This window comes from Streptomyces canarius, from assembly GCF_014650735.1.
In the GTDB taxonomy this organism is placed as follows: Bacteria; Actinomycetota; Actinomycetes; order Streptomycetales; family Streptomycetaceae; genus Streptomyces; species Streptomyces olivaceoviridis.
Map to the genome: position 1 here is coordinate 67781 of NZ_BMVN01000039.1, position 16850 is coordinate 84630.

Below are 16850 nucleotides of genomic sequence, written 5' to 3' on the forward strand. Positions count from 1 at the left end.
GGCTAACCGGGCCCGTCCGTACCGGGACGTACGGCGCCCAGGACCGGATAGCTGGCGATCGGTGACACCGTGACCTTCTCGCCCGGTCTGGGCGCCTGTACGACCTTCCCGCCGCCCACGTACATCGCCACGTGCGTCGCCTCCGGGAAGTAGACCACCAGGTCGCCCGGCCGGAGCCGGTTCAGCGGGACCCTGCGCAGCCGGTCCCACTGCTCCTGGCTGGTGCGCGGGATCGGTGTCCCCGCGTGGGACCAGGCCTGTGACGTCAGGCCCGAGCAGTCGTACGCGTCGGGGCCCTGCGCGCCCCACTGGTACGGCTTGCCCACCTGGTCCATGGCGTAGCGGACGGCACGGTCGCCGGCCGGGGTGGTCGCGCGGTCGGCGGGCAGGGCGCCCGCGGTGGTCAGGCGCTGCTGGGCTGCGGTGACCCCCTGTTGTTCCAGCCGGGCCACGGCCGCGAGCTGGGCCGGGGTGAGACCGGCCAGCAGGCGTTCCACGTCGGCGAGTTTGCCCTGGACGTCGTCGCGCTGCCGCTTCTGCCGGGCGGCCAGGCCGAGCTGGGTGTCCAGGGCCTTGCGGGCCGCGCGGGCCAGCGCGTCCTTGCGCTGCTCCGCGGCGGTGAGCCGGGCCACCGTACGGGCCCGTTGGCGTGCCAGCTCGCCGAGGACGTGGCCCTCGTCCAGCGCGTGCTGCGGGTCGGGCGCGAGGAGCACGCGCACGTACGGCCCGAGGCCGCCGCTGCTCTGGTACTGCTGCCGGGCCAGGCGCCCGGCCTCGGTCCGGCTGTCCCGCAGGACGAGCCGGGCGCCGGCGAGTTCGCCGTCGAGCCGGGCCACCTCGGCGCGCTGCCGCTCCAGCGCCACGGTCGTGGCGTTGTAGGTCTCGGTGGCCTGCTCGGTCTTCCGGTAGAGCTGCTGAAGGTCCGTCAGCAGCTCGGCCACGGACCGCTGGGGGTCCGGGGTGGCCGCGGCGGGCACGGGTGCGAGGACGGCCTGGGCCGCCACCGCCGTCGTACAGGCCAGACGCAGAAGCCTTCCTGACACGTCATCACCTCCGCTGCGAGGGAAGCGGAATCTCCACTTCCCAGCGCAACCCGATAATCAGACGTGTCGGTGCCGGCTGGGTACGAAGCGTGCGCGGTTCGGCGCAGTGGTTTCACCCGTTCGCGTCGTCCGGCTTGCCGGACGGCGTGGCGTCCGGCCTGGACCAGGGCCAGCGGAGCTTCCCGCCCGACCTGTCGTCCGGGTCGTACCGGTACTTCCACCCCTGGACCAGCCCCAGCCGTCTGCTGTGCCCGCGGGGCACGCGGCGGTAGACCAGCACCGTGGGCGGGCCGCCCCCGGGGTCCGGGACGGGGATGCGGTACGTCTTCGGGGGGTGCCCGGTGGGACCGACCAGGACGGGCAGCACGCGCCCGTCCATGGGGCCGCCCTCGAAGGGGGTGTCCTGGCTCTTCACGGGTCCAGTCTCAGCCATCCGCCGACAGCGCGGTGACCAGCGCGGCCGTCTGCGGGTCCCGGCCCGCGGTGACCGTGAGAACGGCCAGGAACTGCTCCACCAGCCAGTCGCGCAGCTCCTCCACCGGGGGCTGCTTGTCCTCGTCCAGCCAGATCAGGGAGGCCGCCTCCACGGCCGTGATCCACATCCGGACGGTCATGCGCAGCCGGGGGCCCGGGTCGGTGACGCCGAGGTGCTGGTGGATGTGCTCGGCGGCGGACCGGCGCACCCCGTCCACGATGGCGGTGGTGCGGGAGGTCTCCACCACGCTGCCGCCCTGGAGCAGCGCGCTGAAGCCGGTGTCGTGCTCGTCCACGAAGGTCAGGTAGCGGTCCAGGGCGCGGGACAGCCGGGACAGCAGGGGCCCCTCGCGGGGCTCGTCGAAGCACTGCCGCAGTTCCTCGGCGGCGGAGCGCAGCGCGGCCTCGTAGAGCTGCTGCTTGCCGCCGGGGAAGTACCGGTACACCAGCGGGCGCGACACCCCGGCCGCCTCCGCCACGTCGTCCAGGGAGACGTCCTCGGGCGCGCGGTGCGCGAAGAGGCCGAGGGCGGCGTCGAGGAGCTGGCTTCGTCGCTCCTCGACGCTGAGCCGACGGTATGCGGGGGTGGCCGACGGGGTCATGCCCGCAGCCTAATCGCCGCGCGGCTTCGGCCGCCGTCCAGTGGCCGGTCGGCAGTGGTTGCCCGCGCCCGTGCGGCGGAGCCGCATAGCGACACCCCCCGCGCCCCCTTCGGCCGGCGCGGTTCCCTAGGCCAGGAGGCCCGACGACCTCCACAAGCGCCGCCCCACACCCCGCAGCACCCCGATGTCGTCCAGGAAGTCCGTCAGCCGCTTCGCGCCCGTCTGCATGACCTCCCGCCGGTGCGCACTGGCCTTCACCTGCGCCATCGCCTCCCGCTTGTCCAGGCCGACGTTGGTGTAGACGTCCGGGTTGACGAAGGCGACCGAAAAGACGCGGGCGAACTCGCCCGACGTGACCCGGGTGAACTCCTGGGACCACTTCGGCGCGGTCACCATCTGGCGCCGCAGCTCCTCACGGGCGTACCGGACGTGCCGCGCCTCCTCCACCACGTGGATCCGCGTGACCCCCCGGACCAGCGGCTGCACCCGCTCGTCGGGGAACGTCAGCCGCTGCATCCAGTCCAGCACCTCCTCGCCGAGCAGCGTGGCGGTGAAGGAACCGGGGGTGGTGGAGATCGTCTTGAACAGGCGGCCGAGGTTCTGGTGGGCGCGGCTCACCGGGTACCAGGGCGTGCCGCCGTGCGAGATGAGCCGGGCGAACATCTTCGAGTGCCGGCACTCGTCCTCGATCTCGGTGAGGGCGTACCGCACGTGCGCGCTCGTCGCCGCCTTGTCGTAGATGTGCCGGACGAGCAACTGCATGAGGATGATCTCGAACCAGATGCCCAGCGAGGCCAGCGCGGCGGCCTCGTGCCGGGAGAGCAGGATGCGCTGTTCCTCGCTCATCCGCTTCCACATCGGCGTGTCGTACAGCGACACCAGCTCCGGCGGCCAGAACCACTTGCCCTCCTCGAAGGGCGCGTCCCAGTCCAGCTCCTCGTCCGGGTCGAAGGAGTGCTTGGCGGAAGAGACGAGCAGCCGTTCGGCCACTTGTTCCCGGTCCTTGAGCAGGCCGAGCGCGTCGCGCAGCCCGTCCAGCGCGTCCGCTTCCGTCAGGGTCGTCATGGCTCCCTCACCTCGTTACCCGGTGGTAGTCGTCCTGCCTCTTATAAGACTGCCTGTCAGCAAGGCCGTCAATCCCTGGCGCGTGACTTGTTGACCCGGCGTCTGCGTGTGAGCCTGCGGGGTATGCCGACCCATGAGCTCTACGCCAACGAGCCGGGAGACTCCCCCTGGCAGGTCCCCGCCGCCGGCGCGGCCCGGTTCAGCTGGGAGTACGACGACGGCCGCGACCGCCTCCTCGCCCTGTACCAGAAGGGCAAGGACAAGCAGTGGGACGGGCGGACGCGGATCGACTGGGACCTGGAGGTCGACCCGTACGACGCCCTCGGCACGCCCGACGAGGCGATGTCCCTGTACGGCACCCCGTACTGGGACAAGCTCTCGCGGAGGGACAAGGGCGAGCTGCGCCGGCACTACGCCTCCTGGCAGTTCAGCCAGTTCCTGCACGGCGAGCAGGGCGCGATGATCTGCGCGGCGCGGATCGTGGAGTCGGTGCCCGACCTGGACGCCAAGTTCTACTCCGCCACCCAGACCATGGACGAGGCCCGGCACGCCGAGATCTACGGCCGGTTCCTGCACGAGAAGACGGGCCTCGTCTACCCGGTCAACGACAACCTCCAGTCGCTGCTCGGCGACACCCTGCGCGACAGCCGCTGGGACATGCCCTACCTCGGCATGCAGGTGCTCATCGAGGGCCTGGCGCTGGCCGCCTTCGGCATGATCCGGGACACGACGAACAAGCCGCTGCCGAAGCAGATCCTGACGTACGTCATGCAGGACGAGGCCCGGCACGTGGCCTTCGGCCGGATGGCGCTGCGCGACTACTACCGGCAGCTCACCGACGCCGAACTGCGCGAGCGCGAGGAGTTCGTCATCGAGGGCTGCTACCTGATGCGCGACCGGCTGCGCGGGGTGGAGGTGCTGGAGAACTTCGGCATCCCCAAGCCCGAGGCGGAGGCGCTGAGCGAGCGGTCCGAGTTCCTCCGGCTCTTCCGGAAGCTGCTGTTCAGCCGCATCGTCCCGTGCGTCAAGGACATCGGCCTGTGGGGCGAGCGGCTCCAGCGGGCCTATGTGGACATGGGCGTGCTGGAGTTGGGTGACTCCGACCTTGACCTGCTGATGGCCCAGGACGAGGAACTGGCCGAGCGGCTGGACGCCGAGCGCTTCGCCGCCGAGGAGCGGGAACGGGTGGCCGAGGTGGAGCGGGCGATCGAGTCGGGGGCGGCGGAGGACTGACCGGGCGCGGAACGCGGTGCCGGTCCGTCACCCGGGTGCAGTAGCGTGCTGGCGTGTCCATGCCTCCACCGCCGCAGAATCCCGGCCCCTACGGCCAGCAGCCCCCGCAGCAGCCGGGGCCGTACGGCCGGCAGCCGCCGCAGGCCCCCGGCCCGTACGGCTCCCCGTATCCACAGCAGCCCTACCCGCAGCAGCAGCCGTACCCGGCCCAGCAGTCCTACCCGCAGCAGCAGCCCTACCCCGGCTGGGGCGTGCCGCCGATGGCCCCGCCCCCGAAGAAGCGGCGGATCGGTCTGGTGCTCGGCATCGTGGGCGGTGTCGTCGCGGCCGTCGTGGTGCTGCTCGTCGTGCTCGGGATGGTGGCCGAGAGCGGCTTCCCCGCGGCGGAGCACAAGCTGACCCTGCCCGGCAAGCTGCTCGACGGGACGTACGCACTCGTCGACGACCTCTCCGGGTCCGAGGGCAAGAAGATCAGTGAGGAGGCCGACGGGGCCTGGGACGCCAAGGACATCCACGGCGTGGTCGGCACCTACAGCCCCGGCGGCGACGAGACCAAGGGCACCCTGGTGGTGTCCGGCATGTACGGCCGGTTCAAGAACGCCGAAGAGGCCCGCAAGAACATGATGAAGGGCGCCGGCGAGGGCGACAGCGCGACGATCGCCGTACCGCCGAAGAAGTTCGAGCTGGACGGCGTCACCATCAGCTGCGAGGTGATGACCGAGGAGCATCTCGGCACGAAGATCACCGTGCCGGTGTGCGCCTGGGCCGACGGCAACACCGGGGCCACGGTCGCCGAGGTGGCCACGGCGGCCATGGACCAGGACCCCTCGGACGTCGACCTGGAGGCGTTCGCGCGCAAGACCCTCACGATCCGCTCGGAGATGCGCCGGCCGATCGGCTGACCCTCATGGTCCGCTCGGAGACGCGGGGGCCGGCTCGCCGACCCCTCACCGCCCCAGCACCGCCCGCATCACCTCCCGCGCGATCGGCGCCGCGTCCCCGCCGCCGCTGATCTCGCCCCGGTCCGCCGAGGCGTCCTCCACCACCACCGCGACCGCCACCTGCGGCTCCGGGGCGTCCTCGGCCTGCGCCCAGGAGACGAACCAGGCGTAGGGCACCCCGGCGTTGCCGACGCCGTGCTGGGCGGTGCCGGTCTTGCCGCCGACCAGCGCGCCGGGGATGGCCGCGTTGGTGCCGGTGCCGTCCTCCACCACGCCGGCCATCAGCTCCTTCATCAGGGCCGCCGTGGACGGCCGCATCACCTGCCGCCCCGGCCGGGCCGCGCTGCCCGAGACCGGCTCGCCGCCGTGCCGGGTGGTCCGTTCCACCAGGTACGGCGGACGCAGCAGGCCGCCGTCCGCGACCGCCGCCGCGACCATCGCCATCTGCAACGGCGTGGCCCGCGTGTTGTACTGCCCGATCGAGGACAGCGCGAGCTGCGCCTTGTCCACCCGTGTGTCGAAGGTGCTGGGCGCCACGGCGAAGGGGATGCGCACCCCGGTGTCGTTGAACCCGAACGCCTGGGCCGTGGCCGCCATGTCCCGCACCCCCACGTCCACGCCCAGCTTGGCGAAGACCGTGTTGCAGGACCACTCGAAGGCGTCCCGCACCGAGGCGTCCCGGCAGCCGTCGCCCTCGTTGGTCAGCCGGGTGGTGGTGCCGGGCAGCCGGTAGGGGTCGGGGGAGTCGGTGCGCCCGTCCAGGTCGGTCACCACGCCCGCGTCCAGCGCCGCCGCCGCGGTGACCACCTTGAACGTCGACCCCGGCGGATAGGTCTGCCGCACCGCCCGGTTGAGCATCGGCTTCTCCGGGTCCTGGTTGAGCCGCGCCCACGCCGACGTCACCGCCTCGCTGTTGCCGGACAGCTCCGAGGGGTCGTACGACGGGCTGCTCACCAGCGCCACCACCCGGCCCGTGGCCGGTTCGATGGCGGCCACCGCGCCCTTCCGCCCGGCGAGCCCCCGGAACGCGGCCTCCTGCGCCTGCCGGTTCAGGGTCGTGACGACATCCCCGCCGCGGTTCGGCGCCCGCGCCACGTCGCTCCACAGCGGCAGCGGCGCGAGCATCGGGTCGGTGCCGGAGAGCACCCCGTCCGCGGCGTGCTCCAGGTACGTGGTGCCGTACTTCTGCGAGGAGAAGCCGGTGACCGGCGCGTACAACGGGCCGTTGCCGTAGGTGCGTTCGTAGCGGAGCTGCTCGCCGGTGTCCACGGACCCGGTGACCGGCTCGCCGCCCACCAGGATGTTCCCGCGCGGCACCTGGTACCGGGCGATCGCGGCCCGGCGGTTCGCCGGACTGCCGTTGTAATCCTCGGACCGCACGACCTGCACCCGGGTCGCGTTGGCCAGCAGGGCCGCCAGCAGCAGCGCGCAGAACACGCAGGCGTGCCGGATGTACTTCCCCATCGGGCGCCCGCCGTCGGGAAGGCCGTACTCGGTCACCGCGCCTCCCGGCCGTCGTACTGGCTGCGCGCCGAATCGCTCACCCGGACCAGCAGCGCCACGATCGCCCAGTTGGTGACCACCGACGAGCCGCCCTGGGCGAGGAACGGCATCGCCATGCCGGTCAGCGGGATCAGCCCGGTGACCCCGCCCGCGATCACGAACACCTGCAACGCCACGATCGTGGCGAGCCCGACCGCGAGCAGCCGGCCGAACGGCTCGCGCAGCGCCAGCCCCGCCCGGTAGCCGCGCTCCACCAGCAGCGCGTACAGCAGCACGATCCCCGCCAGCCCCGCAAGTCCCAGCTCCTCGCCGGCGGTCGCCAGGATGAAGTCCGACTTGGCGGCGAAGCCGATCAGGATGGAGTGGCCGAGCCCGAGCCCGGTGCCGAGGAACCCGCCGGCGGCGAAGGCGAACAGCGACTGGGAGAGCTGGTTGGGACCCTGCCCGGCCTCGATGGTGGCGAACGGGTGCAGCCAGTCCTCGATCCGCGCGCCCACATGCGGCTCCAGGCGCCCCACGGCGAACGCGCCGAGCACGGCCAGCAGCAGCCCGACCGCGATCCAGCCGGTCCGCCCGGTCGCCACGTACAGCAGCACCACGAACAGCCCGAAGAACAGCAGCGAGGTCCCGAGGTCCCGCTCCAGCACCAGCACGCCCACGCTCACCAGCCAGATCGTCAGGATCGGCCCGAGCACCCGCCCGGTCGGGAACTGCAACCGCCACAGCCGGCGCCCGGTGTACGCGAGCGCGCTGCGGTTGGCGGCCAGATAGGCGGCGAAGAACACCGCGAGCAGCACCTTCGCGAACTCGCCCGGCTGGATGGAGAACCCGGCGATCCGGATCCAGATCCGGGCCCCGTTGACCGGCGGGAACAGGATCGGCAGCGCCAGCAGCACCAGGGCGGCCACCACACAGACGTACGCGTACCGCTGGAGCACCCGGTGGTCGCGCAGCACCAGCACGACGGCGATGAACAGCCCCACCCCCAGCGTGGACCACACCAGCTGCGCGGGGGCCGCCCGGTCACCCGGTGTCTCCAGGTCCAGCCGGTAGATCAGGACCAGCCCGAGCCCGTTGAGCAGCACGCCGATGGGCAGCGGCAGCGGATCGGCGTACGGCGCCCGGAGGCGGACCGCGACATGGGCGAACAGGGCGAGCACGCCGAGCCCGGCGCCGTAACCGACGGCACCGGGCGGCACGGTACCGGCCCGCGCCAGCCCCACCGCGCAGTAGCCGTACACGGACAGCAGGACGGCCAGCACGAGCAGGGACAGCTCGACGCCCCGGCGCCGGGGGAGGCGCACGGCACGCGCGGGAGCGGGAGCCGCCGCCAGGGTGGTTCCGGCCTTCGTCATGCCCGGAACCTACCTAAATGGGGCCTCTTGTGTGGGGAGGGCGGGGCCGCGCCCCCGAAGGGGCTCGGGGCCGTGTCGACATGCGGGCTCCGCCGCGTGGGCGCGAACAACCACACACGGTGCAGGCCCGGAACCCACCGGCGGCCCCGAGCCCTACTCGGCCACGGGCAACGCCAACGTCGCCACCGCGCCCCCGTCCACCGCGTTGGCGAAGGAGAGCCGCGCCCCCAGCACCTCCGCCTGCCCCACCGCGATGGTCAGCCCCAGCCCGTGCCCCGTGGCACCGCCCTCCGTACGGAACCGCTGCGGCCCGTGCGCGACGAGGTACCCCGGATACCCGCCCCCGTGGTCCCGCACGGTCACCACGGGCCCGTCCACGGTCAGCACCACCGGAGGCGCCCCGTGCTTGTGCGCGTTGGCCACCAGGTTTCCCAGCACCCGCTCCAGCCGCCGCCGGTCGGTCTCCACCCGCGCGTCCCGCAGGATCCGCACCTCCGTCTCCGTACCGGACGCCCGCACCACCCGCCCGGCCAGCGCGCCCAGCTCCTCCGTGTCGACCTCCAGCCGCTCCCGCCCGGTGTCCAGCCGCGAGATCTCCAGCAGGTCCTCGGTCAGCGTGCGCAGCGCCGCCACCCGGTCCCGGACCAGCTCCGTCGGCCGCCCGGGAGGCAACAGCTCCGCCGCCGCGTGCAGCCCCGTCAGCGGAGTGCGCAGCTCGTGCGCGACATCCGCGGTGAACCGCTGCTCGCTCAGCAGCTTGCCCTGCAAGCTCGCCGCCATCGAGTCCAGCGCCGCGGCCACCACCGCCACCTCGTCCTGCGGGCGGGTCGGGTCCTTCGTCCGGGGGTCGTCCACCCGGGCGTCCAGGTCGCCCGCGCTGATCCGCCGGGCCACCCGCGCGGTGCCGTGCAGCCGCCGGGTCACCCGGGTCACCGCGAACACGCCGACCAGCACGGTCGCACCGATCGCCAGCCCCGACGACCACAGGATCGACTGGTCGAGACCGGCGATGGTGCGGGACTGCTGCGAGTAGTCGACCTCCACGGCCAGCGCCCGGTGCCCGGCCGCCGGTCCCGCCGCCCACATGGTCGGGCGCCCCCGGTGCGAGGCGACCATCGTGCCGCGCTTCCCGGCCAGCGCCAGCGTCCGCAGCGACGCCGGCAGACCCTCCGGGTCCACGCCGGCGCCCGGCAGCAGCGTGTCCCCGGCCTCGTACGCCTCGGTGGCGTCCGCGAGCCGGGACAGCGCCAGGTCACGGGCCTGGCCGACGGTCTGGTTCCGCACCGACACATGCACCAGCACGCCGAGCAGCGCGGCCAGCGCGCAGCACATCACCGTGATGAACGCGGCGGCCTTGACGGCGAGGGCCCCGGCCCACTGGGGGAGCGCGAGCCTCATCACGGGCTCTGCGCGGGGGAGGGCGACGGGGATGGCGTCTTGCCGTGCCTGCCGTCGCCGACGTGCAGGTACTCGTCGCGGGAGAACACCATCGCGCGCTGCCCCGGGTCCCACAGCCAGGTGGTGCGGTACTCGTAGCCGGAGATGTCGGCCGGCGAGCGTTCGATCAGCGCCCGCCCGGCCAGCTCCACCCCGATGATCGCGTCGTTGTCCGCCAGCACCTGCACCAGCCTGTGCCGCTCGACGGTGTAGACCCGTACGGCCGTCTGGTTGGTCGGGTACAGCCGGAAGCCGAGCGTCAGATCGGCCCGGCCGTCCCCGGTGAGGTCCCGGTAGTACGGCTTCAGCAGCGGGCACCGGGCCCGGTCCCCGCCCGGCCGGCACTCCTTCATCCGGTCCACGGTCCCGTGGAAGGCGCCCTTCGACCCGTAGTCGTCGGGGTGCGCCTTCAGCTCCGCCTCCACGACGTCCACCGGGTCGACCGCGCGGATGTCGTCACCGGGGACCACGACGCCCCGCACGGTCGCCCGGGTCGCCACGTCGTACGGGTAGGCCGGGCTGGACGCCGGGCGCAGATCGGGCCAGAGCTTGGCGGGGCTGACGGCGGTGGGGGTCGGCCCGGCGCCGCGCAGCTCACCGGTGTCCCCGCAGGCCGCCGCGGTCCCCGAGAGCAGGGCGACGGCGGCCACGGCGAGGGCGGTGCGCGCGGGACGGCGGACTGGCATGGTCACATTCTGACGGAAGTGAGCTTTGTGCTGCTTCCGGGGTCGGGAGTGGGGCAGGGGACCGGCTGGTCGTGCCCGGCGCCCGGCGGGGCTACTCGGCCAGCTCCTCCAGCAGCCGCACGGTCGTCAGACCCGCCCGCAGGTACTCCACGAACAGCTCGTTGTGCAGCGCCCAGGCCGAGCGCCGGGCCCGGATCAGCTGGATCGCCTGGTCGGCGGAGTCACCGCGCTGCGCCAGGGCGTGCGCGATCACCAGCCCCGAGCGGTTGTACCCGTGGTAACAGCGCACGAGCACCCGGCGGCCGGCGTCCAGCGCCTCGTTCGCCGCGCGCGCCAGCCGGATCACCCCGGCGAGCTGCGTCCCGTCCAGCGGACCGTCCGGGATCGGCCACACATGGTGCTCCACACCCGGATCAGGGCCGTATCCCGGCAGCCGCAGCAAGGACTGCACCACGTCGAACTCGTCATGGACGACGGCCAACTCCAGGCCTCCGGACCGGCCCCGGAACTCGTGCCCGCCCATCCACAGGCCGGGCACGATCTCGCTCCACGGGCTGTCCGGAGCCGGCACGTCGGGCTGCTTTCCGCGGGTCCGCAACGGCGCCTCCCCAACTCCCCCTCACCGGGCCGCCCTCCACGGTAACCGGTCTTGCCCCGGGAGCACCCCGCCTGTTCCCATGGTCGAGGGGTGATGGCGCATGAGCGGACTGCGCGTGGTGCCGGCCTTCCGGCACGGCCGGGAGCGGCTGTACGTCTGCCGCGAGGACGGCAGCAATATCGCCTGGTACGACCGTGAGACAGGCCGGGTCAACCTGCTCGGCGAGGACAGCAGGGACGATGTGCTCCACGCCCTGAAGCCCTTCCTGACCGGCCCGGTGACCGTGGGCCCGCCCCCGGTCCCGACCCCCGCCGAACTCGCCCGGCTGACCCTGCACCCGGACGACGACCTGGCCCCCAACCGCCCCGGCGAGGCCCTGCTCGTCGCCCTCGACCGCGACCCCGGCCCCGTCCACCGGCTGCGCCCCGACCCGCGCCGGCGCGCCCTGACCGCCGAGCAGACCGTCGGCGAGGCCCTGGACGGCCTGGAAGGGGCCGGCTGGCACACCCTGCACTCCCTCCCCCTGCCCGGCGGCGACCGCATCCACCACCTGGTGATCGGCCCCGGCGGTCTGTACGCCGTCCACGCCCTGTACGCCCGCAAGAGCCGGGTCCTGGTCGCCGACCCCATGGTCACCCTGGGCCGCCACGAGGCCGAGCCGCTGATGCGCCGGCTGCGCGCCGACGCCGACCGCGCCTCCTACGCCCTGACCGCCGAGGTGCGCCCGCTGCTGGCCCTCGTCGGCCCGTCCGAGGTGACCGTGACGGCCCGGCCGCGCGGCCTGCGGATCATGACGGACACGGAGCTGGCGGGCCTGGCCCGGCTGGGCGGGGTGCTCAAGCCGGGGGACGTGGAGGCGCTGCACGGGATGGCCCGGGACCGCAGGACGTGGGGGAGGCTGTAGCGACGCCGGGTGGGGTGCCTGAGCCGGGGGACGTGGAGGCGCCGGGGGAGTGAGGGCGGCCCGCGCGGGGTGCGGATCATGGCGGGTGCGGGGCCGGCGGGCCGGGGTGCCTGAGCCGGGGACGTGGAGGCGCCGGCTGTGGTGAGGGAGGCCCGCGTGGGCTGTGGATCATGACGGACACGGAGCCGGCGGGCCGGGTCCGGCCGGGCGGGGTGCGGGATGGCCCGGGATCTCCGGCGGAGGCGGCCCGCACGGGCTCGCGTGCCGTTACGGCAACGGGGTCGCCGACCGCCGGTCCAGCAGGGGCCCCATCAGGTCCCCGTGGTCCTGCAAGCGCGGCGCCATGTCCTCCGCGTGGATGTCCAGTTGCCCGGGGCTCCGGCAGTCGGCCACCTCCTCCCAGGTCACCGGCGCGGACACCAGGGGGAGGCGGCGGGCGCGCACGGTGTACGGGGTGGCCGTGGTCTTGCGCGCCGCGTTCTGGCTCCAGTCGACGAACACCTTCCCTGGCCGCAGGCTCTTCGTCATCCGGTGCACCACCAGCCGGGGCATCGCCCGCTCGGCCTCCACCGCCAGCGCCTTCGCGTAGTCGGACGTCCCCTCGGAGGAACTCCCGCGCACCGCCGCCAGCAGATGCAGCCCCTTCGACCCCGCGGTCTTCGGGTACGCCACGATCCCGTCCGCCGCGAGCCGCTCCCGCAGCCACAGGGCGACCTCGCAGCAGTGCACGATCGTCGCGGGCGCGCCCGGATCGAGGTCGAAGACCAGCCGGTCCGCCTCCTGCGGGGACCGCACCAGCCACTGGTGGGTGTGGAACTCGGTGACGAGGTTCGCCGCCCAGACCAGGCTCGGCAGGTCCTGCACCACGACCATCCGGGCCGGGCTGTCCGCCGACGACCGCGGGACCTCGGCCGTGGTGACCCACTCGGGCGTACCCGGCGGCACGTTCTTCGTGAAGAAGAGCTGCCCTTCGGGCCCGTCCGGATAGCGCAGGAAGGACACCGCCCGGTCGCGCAGGTGCGGCAGCAGGGCCGTCGCGGTGGTCGCGTAGTAGTGCAGCAGCTCACCTTTGGTGAAGCCGGTCTCCGGATACAGCACCTTCTCCAGGTTGCTCAGCGCGACCCGGCGCCCCTCCACCTCTGTGATAGGCGTCATAGGATGACAATCCCAGACGAACCGGAAAAATCGGCAAAGGGAAGGGTGCGGCACGTGCGATCGATATGGAACGGCGCCATCTCCTTCGGGCTCGTCAGCATCCCGATCAAGCTGGTGAACGCCACGGAGAGCCACGCCATCTCCTTCCGGCAGATCCACACCGAGGACAACGGCCGCATCCGCTACCGCAAGGTGTGCGAACTGGAGGACCGCGAGGTCAGCCAGGGCGAGATCGGCAAGGCGTACGAGGACGCCGACGGCTCGATCATCCCGATCACCGACGAGGACCTCTCCCACCTCCCGATCCCGACCGCCCGCACCATCGACATCGTCGCCTTCGTCCCGGCCGAGCGGATCGACCCGCTCCAGATGGGCGCGGCCTACTACCTGGCCGCCGGCGGAGCCCCCGCCGCCAAGCCGTACACCCTCCTGCGCGAGGCCCTCAAACGCAGCAACAAGGTCGCCATCGCCAAGTACGCCCTGCGCGGCCGGGAACGCCTCGGCATGCTCCGCGTGGTCGGCGACGCCATCGCCATGCACGGCCTGCTCTGGCCGGACGAGGTCCGGTCCCCGGAGGGCGTCGCCCCCGACACCGCCGTCACCATCCGCGACAAGGAACTCGACCTCGCCGACGCCCTGATGGACACCCTCGGCGAGGTCGACCTGGAGGACCTGCACGACGAGTACCGGGAGGCGCTGGAGGAGGTCATCGCCGCGAAGGCCTCCGGCGAGGCCCCGCCCGAGGTCCCGGAGCCCGCCGCCGGCGGCAAGGTGCTGGACCTGATGGCCGCGCTGGAGAACAGCGTCCGCGCGGCCCGCGAGTCCCGCGGCACCCCACCCCCCGGCGAGGAGGCCGAGGTCAGACCCCTGCGCCGGGGCCGGGCCGAGCCGAAGGAGACGGAGGGCAAGAAGTCGACCTCGACGAAGAAGACGGCCGCCGCGAAGAAGACGACACCTGCCCGCAAGTCGACGGCCAGGACGGCGGAGGGAACGAAGAAGGCGACGAGCGCGAAGAGCACGGCTTCCACGAAGACCACGGGGACCGGGAAGAGCACGGCGGCGAAGAAGACGACGACGAAGAAGACGGCGTCACGGAAGAGGACGGCATGAGGGATATACGGGCCCGTGAGGGCTGACCGCGCGGTCCCCCACATCCTCGGCACACCCAACGTCTCGACCCTCGCCCCGGTCTCTCGGTTGCCCGGCCCCGGGCCGACAGCGTCACCGGCACCGCAGGCGCTGGGGCAACCTGTCCGATTCGCGCTCTTTACGCAGACCCCTCGCCTGCCGAACCTGCCCTCAGGGTCTTGGTCGCGCGAAGGGGGGAGGCGCCTGCCCGGGCGCCGGCGACGATGGATGCTGCTTCGACGGCCACTCTGCTGGCCGCGTTCACCACCGCGCTGGTGGCTCTCATGGGCTACTGGATCAACCAGCACGCCAAGCGGCGCGAGCAGAAGAGCCGCATGTACGCGGAGGCGCTCCAGGTCATTCACTCGTACGAAGACCTCCCCTACCTGATCAGATGCCGCCCCGCGTCAGACCCGCAGACCAGGGCGGCGCTGGCCCAGCAGATCAGCGACGTCTTCACGAAAATCAACCTGTACCAGAACCTTCTGCTCATGGATTCCCACGTGGTCGGTCAGGCATACGCCGACTTGTTCCAGCAGACCCGCCGCCATGCCGGCCCACACCGCCTTGAGGCCTGGAACACACCCCCCGTCGCGACCGACCCCGAAATGTCCGGGAGGGCGTATTTCCCCTACGACAACCAACCGGAACAGGAAATCTGCCTCTTGGCGATGAGAAGAGAACTGACCCCCTGGGGATGGCTGCTCCGCCCCCACACCCACCGACACATACGCAACCTACGCCACCAACGCACCCCATGGTCCGAGCCCGACTTCATGAGGGAGACCCGGGCCAGACTCCTGTCACCTCGGAGCGGAGGGCCCAACGAGTAGACCGAGGTAGGCACAGCGCTGACTTGCTGCGGCTTCCCCTGCGGGATTACTGAGCAGGAAAGGTGAGCCGCAGAACGATCTCGCCATCGTCGATGTCCCCGGTGGGCTCGAACCCGAACTTCCGGTAGAAGGGCCACGGTTCACCGTCGCCGGGATCGTAGCTGGTCAGCAGTTCGGTGGCGCCGTCCGCACGAACCAGGGCGGCGATCTGCGTGAGAGTCTCCCGGCCGATCCCCCGCCTCTGGTGCCGCTTGTCGACGAGGAGGCGCCAGATGAAGTGCCGCCCTTCGTAAGGACCGGCCGGCGGCTTCCACGACAGCATCACGAAGCCGACCGGCTCGTCGCCGAGGTACACCGCGCGGTACCAGGGATTGGCCTCCGGATGCCGTGCCGCCTGCTTGAGCGACTTGGACACGGAGGCGACGAACTGCTTCTGATCACGTCGAACGCGGAGGGCACGAACGGCATCCCGGTTGTCGTCGGTGATCTCCCGCAGGTGCACGCCGGGAGGCCTCATGCCACACCCCTTCCTTCATGCGACGGCTACGCCGGCCGGGCCGGGGCGAGGAGCAGCCGCCGGGCGGCAGTCAGTCGTGTGCACGCACCAGCAAGGACGTCAGGTCGGACGCCCTGGCAGCGTATGCGACGCCGCGAACCTGGGGCGGGACCGGCACGCCGAGCGGTGGCCGCTCCGAGACAACTGCTCTGACCTGGGCAGAAGCAGGTCACTACGCCGTGGGGTTGTTCTAGTCGTCGTCGAGCAAGGGGCTGTGGCGTTCGGTGAGTGGGCCGACGCCGAGGTCTTCACGCATGAGCTTGCGCATCTCGGCGGCTGCCTTGCCGCGTGCCTCCCAGCGGGCGCGGTCCTCGGGACTGCCGGCGGCGGTGCCGTCGACGTAGCCGTCGCGGATGCTCCGAAGGCAGTGGAACACGTTGTTGGAGGCCTTGACGACGGGTTGGGGCGCGATGAGCCACATCCGTTCCGAAGCGATGGCTATGCCGGACTCCCGAAAGGCCTCGCGCAGCGCGAGCGCCCGCTCGACGTCGGACGGGTGCTCCCGCTTGGCGAGAGCCCGCAGGGTCTCACCGAGGACCTTCACGGTGGTCGTGTACTGCGTGTAGACGTCGAGCCGCAGCCGAAGGGCTTCTTTGGCATCCTCGCGCTTCCACCGATTCCGATCGGCGATGAGAGGAGCGACGATGCCGATCGCGGCCCCGGCCAGGGTGGAGAGCAGTGGCAACCAATCCATGCGGGCCAGCTTGAGCCATCCCGCAACGGCGGCACCAGGTGGGCTCCGAGGACGAACCCGTGCGCGGAGCCAGCCACATCACGGCTCTCGGCGGCATCCGCCCGCACCACTCAGCGGACTCCGGGCTGGTTGGAGGACTGGATAGTCCCGAGGGCCGTACTCCGCGTTTCGAATACACGCCGACGACTGCCCTGATCGGCAACCGTCAGCTGCTTCGTAGCGGAGCGGCTACTCGCCGCCTGCGCTCAGGGACACCTGGGTCTGATGCAGGTTCGGGTGACAGGTGCGGTCACGCGGCCTTGAGGGCCGGCGTGGTCATGACGGTCTCGAATTCGACGGGTGTCAGCCGGCCGAGCGACGTTTGTCTGCGGCGTCGGTGGTAGGTCCGCTCGATCCAGGTCACGATCGCGATCCGGAGTTCTTCGCGGGTGGCCCAGACACGGCGGTCGAGGACGTTCTTTTGCAGCAGGCTGAAGAAGGACTCCATGGCTGCGTTGTCGCCAGCAGCTCCGACCCTCCCTATCGATCCGGCCATCCGGTGGCGGTCGAGCGCCCGGACGAACTTCCGGGAGCGGAACTGGGCGAGTTCAACCGGTCGATGCAACACCGGGTTGTTGAAGTGAGCGTAGTTGTTCTTCGAAAA

18 protein-coding genes are annotated in these 16850 nt (G+C 72.1%); 5 read left to right on the top strand and 13 right to left on the bottom strand.

Annotated elements, in window-relative coordinates; translation table 11 throughout:
* Positions 1 to 2: 2 nt before the first annotated feature.
* From IE294_RS35995 to IE294_RS36010, 4 genes are all read right to left on the bottom strand, one after another.
* Positions 3 to 1043: a C40 family peptidase gene (locus IE294_RS35995; protein WP_189893217.1), complete on the bottom strand. Its 1041-nt coding sequence runs from the start codon at positions 1041 to 1043 to the stop codon at positions 3 to 5.
* A gap of 112 nt (positions 1044 to 1155) precedes the next feature.
* Complete coding sequence (locus tag IE294_RS36000) at positions 1156 to 1458, bottom strand: DUF8847 domain-containing protein (protein ID WP_229917643.1); 303 nt, start codon at positions 1456 to 1458, stop codon at positions 1156 to 1158.
* Positions 1459 to 1468: 10 nt separating this feature from the next.
* On the bottom strand, positions 1469 to 2119 hold the full coding sequence (locus tag IE294_RS36005; RefSeq protein WP_189893221.1) for a TetR/AcrR family transcriptional regulator: 651 nt from the start codon (positions 2117 to 2119) through the stop codon (positions 1469 to 1471).
* A 126-nt stretch (positions 2120 to 2245) separates the two neighbouring features.
* Positions 2246 to 3184 carry an AurF N-oxygenase family protein gene (locus IE294_RS36010; RefSeq protein ID WP_189893223.1) on the bottom strand — a complete coding sequence of 313 codons (939 nt, stop codon included), beginning with the start codon at positions 3182 to 3184 and terminating at the stop codon, positions 2246 to 2248.
* Between the two features lie 123 nt (positions 3185 to 3307).
* On the opposite strand from IE294_RS36010, the gene IE294_RS36015 reads away from it, so the two are divergent.
* Together IE294_RS36015 and IE294_RS36020 are read left to right on the top strand one after the other, a co-directional pair.
* Positions 3308 to 4417, top strand: a complete 1110-nt coding sequence (locus IE294_RS36015) for a ferritin-like domain-containing protein (RefSeq protein ID WP_189893225.1) — start codon at positions 3308 to 3310, stop codon at positions 4415 to 4417.
* Positions 4418 to 4470: 53 nt separating this feature from the next.
* Positions 4471 to 5319, top strand: a complete 849-nt coding sequence (locus IE294_RS36020; protein ID WP_189893227.1) for a hypothetical protein — start codon at positions 4471 to 4473, stop codon at positions 5317 to 5319.
* 45 nt (positions 5320 to 5364) lie between these two features.
* On the opposite strand, the gene IE294_RS36025 is transcribed toward IE294_RS36020, so the two are convergent.
* The 5 genes from IE294_RS36025 to IE294_RS36045 all read right to left on the bottom strand — a co-directional run bounded on the left by IE294_RS36025 (position 5365) and on the right by IE294_RS36045 (position 10937).
* On the bottom strand, positions 5365 to 6822 hold the full coding sequence (locus IE294_RS36025) for a penicillin-binding transpeptidase domain-containing protein (RefSeq protein ID WP_189893257.1): 1458 nt from the start codon (positions 6820 to 6822) through the stop codon (positions 5365 to 5367).
* A 32-nt stretch (positions 6823 to 6854) separates the two neighbouring features.
* The gene (locus IE294_RS36030; RefSeq protein ID WP_189893229.1) at positions 6855 to 8216 is read right to left on the bottom strand and encodes an FtsW/RodA/SpoVE family cell cycle protein; all 1362 of its coding nucleotides are present in this window, start codon (positions 8214 to 8216) and stop codon (positions 6855 to 6857) included.
* Between the two features lie 153 nt (positions 8217 to 8369).
* Positions 8370 to 9614, bottom strand: a complete 1245-nt coding sequence (locus tag IE294_RS36035; RefSeq protein ID WP_189893231.1) for an ATP-binding protein — start codon at positions 9612 to 9614, stop codon at positions 8370 to 8372.
* Positions 9614 to 10339, bottom strand: coding sequence for a hypothetical protein (locus tag IE294_RS36040; RefSeq protein WP_189893233.1), 726 nt, complete (start codon positions 10337 to 10339; stop codon positions 9614 to 9616). Before IE294_RS36040 ends, IE294_RS36035 begins: the two co-directional genes overlap by 1 nt.
* A 91-nt stretch (positions 10340 to 10430) precedes the next feature.
* Entirely contained in the window at positions 10431 to 10937 is a 507-nt protein-coding gene (locus IE294_RS36045) for a protein-tyrosine phosphatase family protein (RefSeq protein ID WP_189893235.1), read from the bottom strand.
* 100 nt (positions 10938 to 11037) lie between these two features.
* On the opposite strand from IE294_RS36045, the gene IE294_RS36050 reads away from it, so the two are divergent.
* Positions 11038 to 11841, top strand: coding sequence for a nuclease-related domain-containing protein (locus IE294_RS36050; protein ID WP_189893237.1), 804 nt, complete (start codon positions 11038 to 11040; stop codon positions 11839 to 11841).
* Positions 11842 to 12108: 267 nt separating this feature from the next.
* On the opposite strand, the gene ligD is transcribed toward IE294_RS36050, so the two are convergent.
* Positions 12109 to 12996, bottom strand: coding sequence for a non-homologous end-joining DNA ligase (gene ligD, locus IE294_RS36055; RefSeq protein WP_189893239.1), 888 nt, complete (start codon positions 12994 to 12996; stop codon positions 12109 to 12111).
* A gap of 54 nt (positions 12997 to 13050) precedes the next feature.
* On the opposite strand from ligD, the gene ku reads away from it, so the two are divergent.
* Both ku and IE294_RS36065 read left to right on the top strand, forming a co-directional pair.
* A complete protein-coding gene (gene ku / locus IE294_RS36060) occupies positions 13051 to 14106 on the top strand; it encodes a non-homologous end joining protein Ku (RefSeq protein WP_189893241.1) in 1056 nt (351 codons plus the stop codon).
* A gap of 242 nt (positions 14107 to 14348) precedes the next feature.
* On the top strand, positions 14349 to 14957 hold the full coding sequence (locus IE294_RS36065; protein ID WP_189893243.1) for a hypothetical protein: 609 nt from the start codon (positions 14349 to 14351) through the stop codon (positions 14955 to 14957).
* Between the two features lie 46 nt (positions 14958 to 15003).
* Here IE294_RS36065 and IE294_RS36070 read toward each other — a convergent pair whose 3' ends face one another.
* The 3 genes from IE294_RS36070 to IE294_RS36080 form a co-directional block, all read right to left on the bottom strand.
* Positions 15004 to 15459, bottom strand: a complete 456-nt coding sequence (locus IE294_RS36070; RefSeq protein ID WP_189893245.1) for a GNAT family N-acetyltransferase — start codon at positions 15457 to 15459, stop codon at positions 15004 to 15006.
* Positions 15460 to 15703: 244 nt separating this feature from the next.
* The gene (locus tag IE294_RS36075; RefSeq protein WP_229917645.1) at positions 15704 to 16207 is read right to left on the bottom strand and encodes a hypothetical protein; all 504 of its coding nucleotides are present in this window, start codon (positions 16205 to 16207) and stop codon (positions 15704 to 15706) included.
* 289 nt (positions 16208 to 16496) lie between these two features.
* Positions 16497 to 16850, bottom strand: a 354-nt coding sequence (locus tag IE294_RS36080) for an integrase core domain-containing protein (RefSeq protein ID WP_229917647.1), incomplete at its 5' end; no start/stop codon positions are given.

Bases quoted from the DNA above. Each gene is read 5' to 3' on its own strand.
- IE294_RS36005 (WP_189893221.1), bottom strand. From the start codon at position 2,119: ATGACCCCGTCGGCCACCCCCGCATACCGTCGGCTCAGCGTCGAGGAG.
- IE294_RS36010 (WP_189893223.1), bottom strand. From the start codon at position 3,184: ATGACGACCCTGACGGAAGCGGACGCGCTGGACGGGCTGCGCGACGCG.
- IE294_RS36015 (WP_189893225.1), top strand. From the start codon at position 3,308: ATGCCGACCCATGAGCTCTACGCCAACGAGCCGGGAGACTCCCCCTGG.
- IE294_RS36025 (WP_189893257.1), bottom strand. From the start codon at position 6,822: ATGGGGAAGTACATCCGGCACGCCTGCGTGTTCTGCGCGCTGCTGCTG.
- IE294_RS36030 (WP_189893229.1), bottom strand. From the start codon at position 8,216: ATGACGAAGGCCGGAACCACCCTGGCGGCGGCTCCCGCTCCCGCGCGT.
- IE294_RS36035 (WP_189893231.1), bottom strand. From the start codon at position 9,614: ATGAGGCTCGCGCTCCCCCAGTGGGCCGGGGCCCTCGCCGTCAAGGCC.
- IE294_RS36040 (WP_189893233.1), bottom strand. From the start codon at position 10,339: ATGCCAGTCCGCCGTCCCGCGCGCACCGCCCTCGCCGTGGCCGCCGTC.
- IE294_RS36050 (WP_189893237.1), top strand. From the start codon at position 11,038: ATGAGCGGACTGCGCGTGGTGCCGGCCTTCCGGCACGGCCGGGAGCGG.
- ligD (WP_189893239.1), bottom strand. From the start codon at position 12,996: ATGACGCCTATCACAGAGGTGGAGGGGCGCCGGGTCGCGCTGAGCAAC.
- IE294_RS36065 (WP_189893243.1), top strand. From the start codon at position 14,349: ATGGATGCTGCTTCGACGGCCACTCTGCTGGCCGCGTTCACCACCGCG.
- IE294_RS36075 (WP_229917645.1), bottom strand. From the start codon at position 16,207: ATGGATTGGTTGCCACTGCTCTCCACCCTGGCCGGGGCCGCGATCGGC.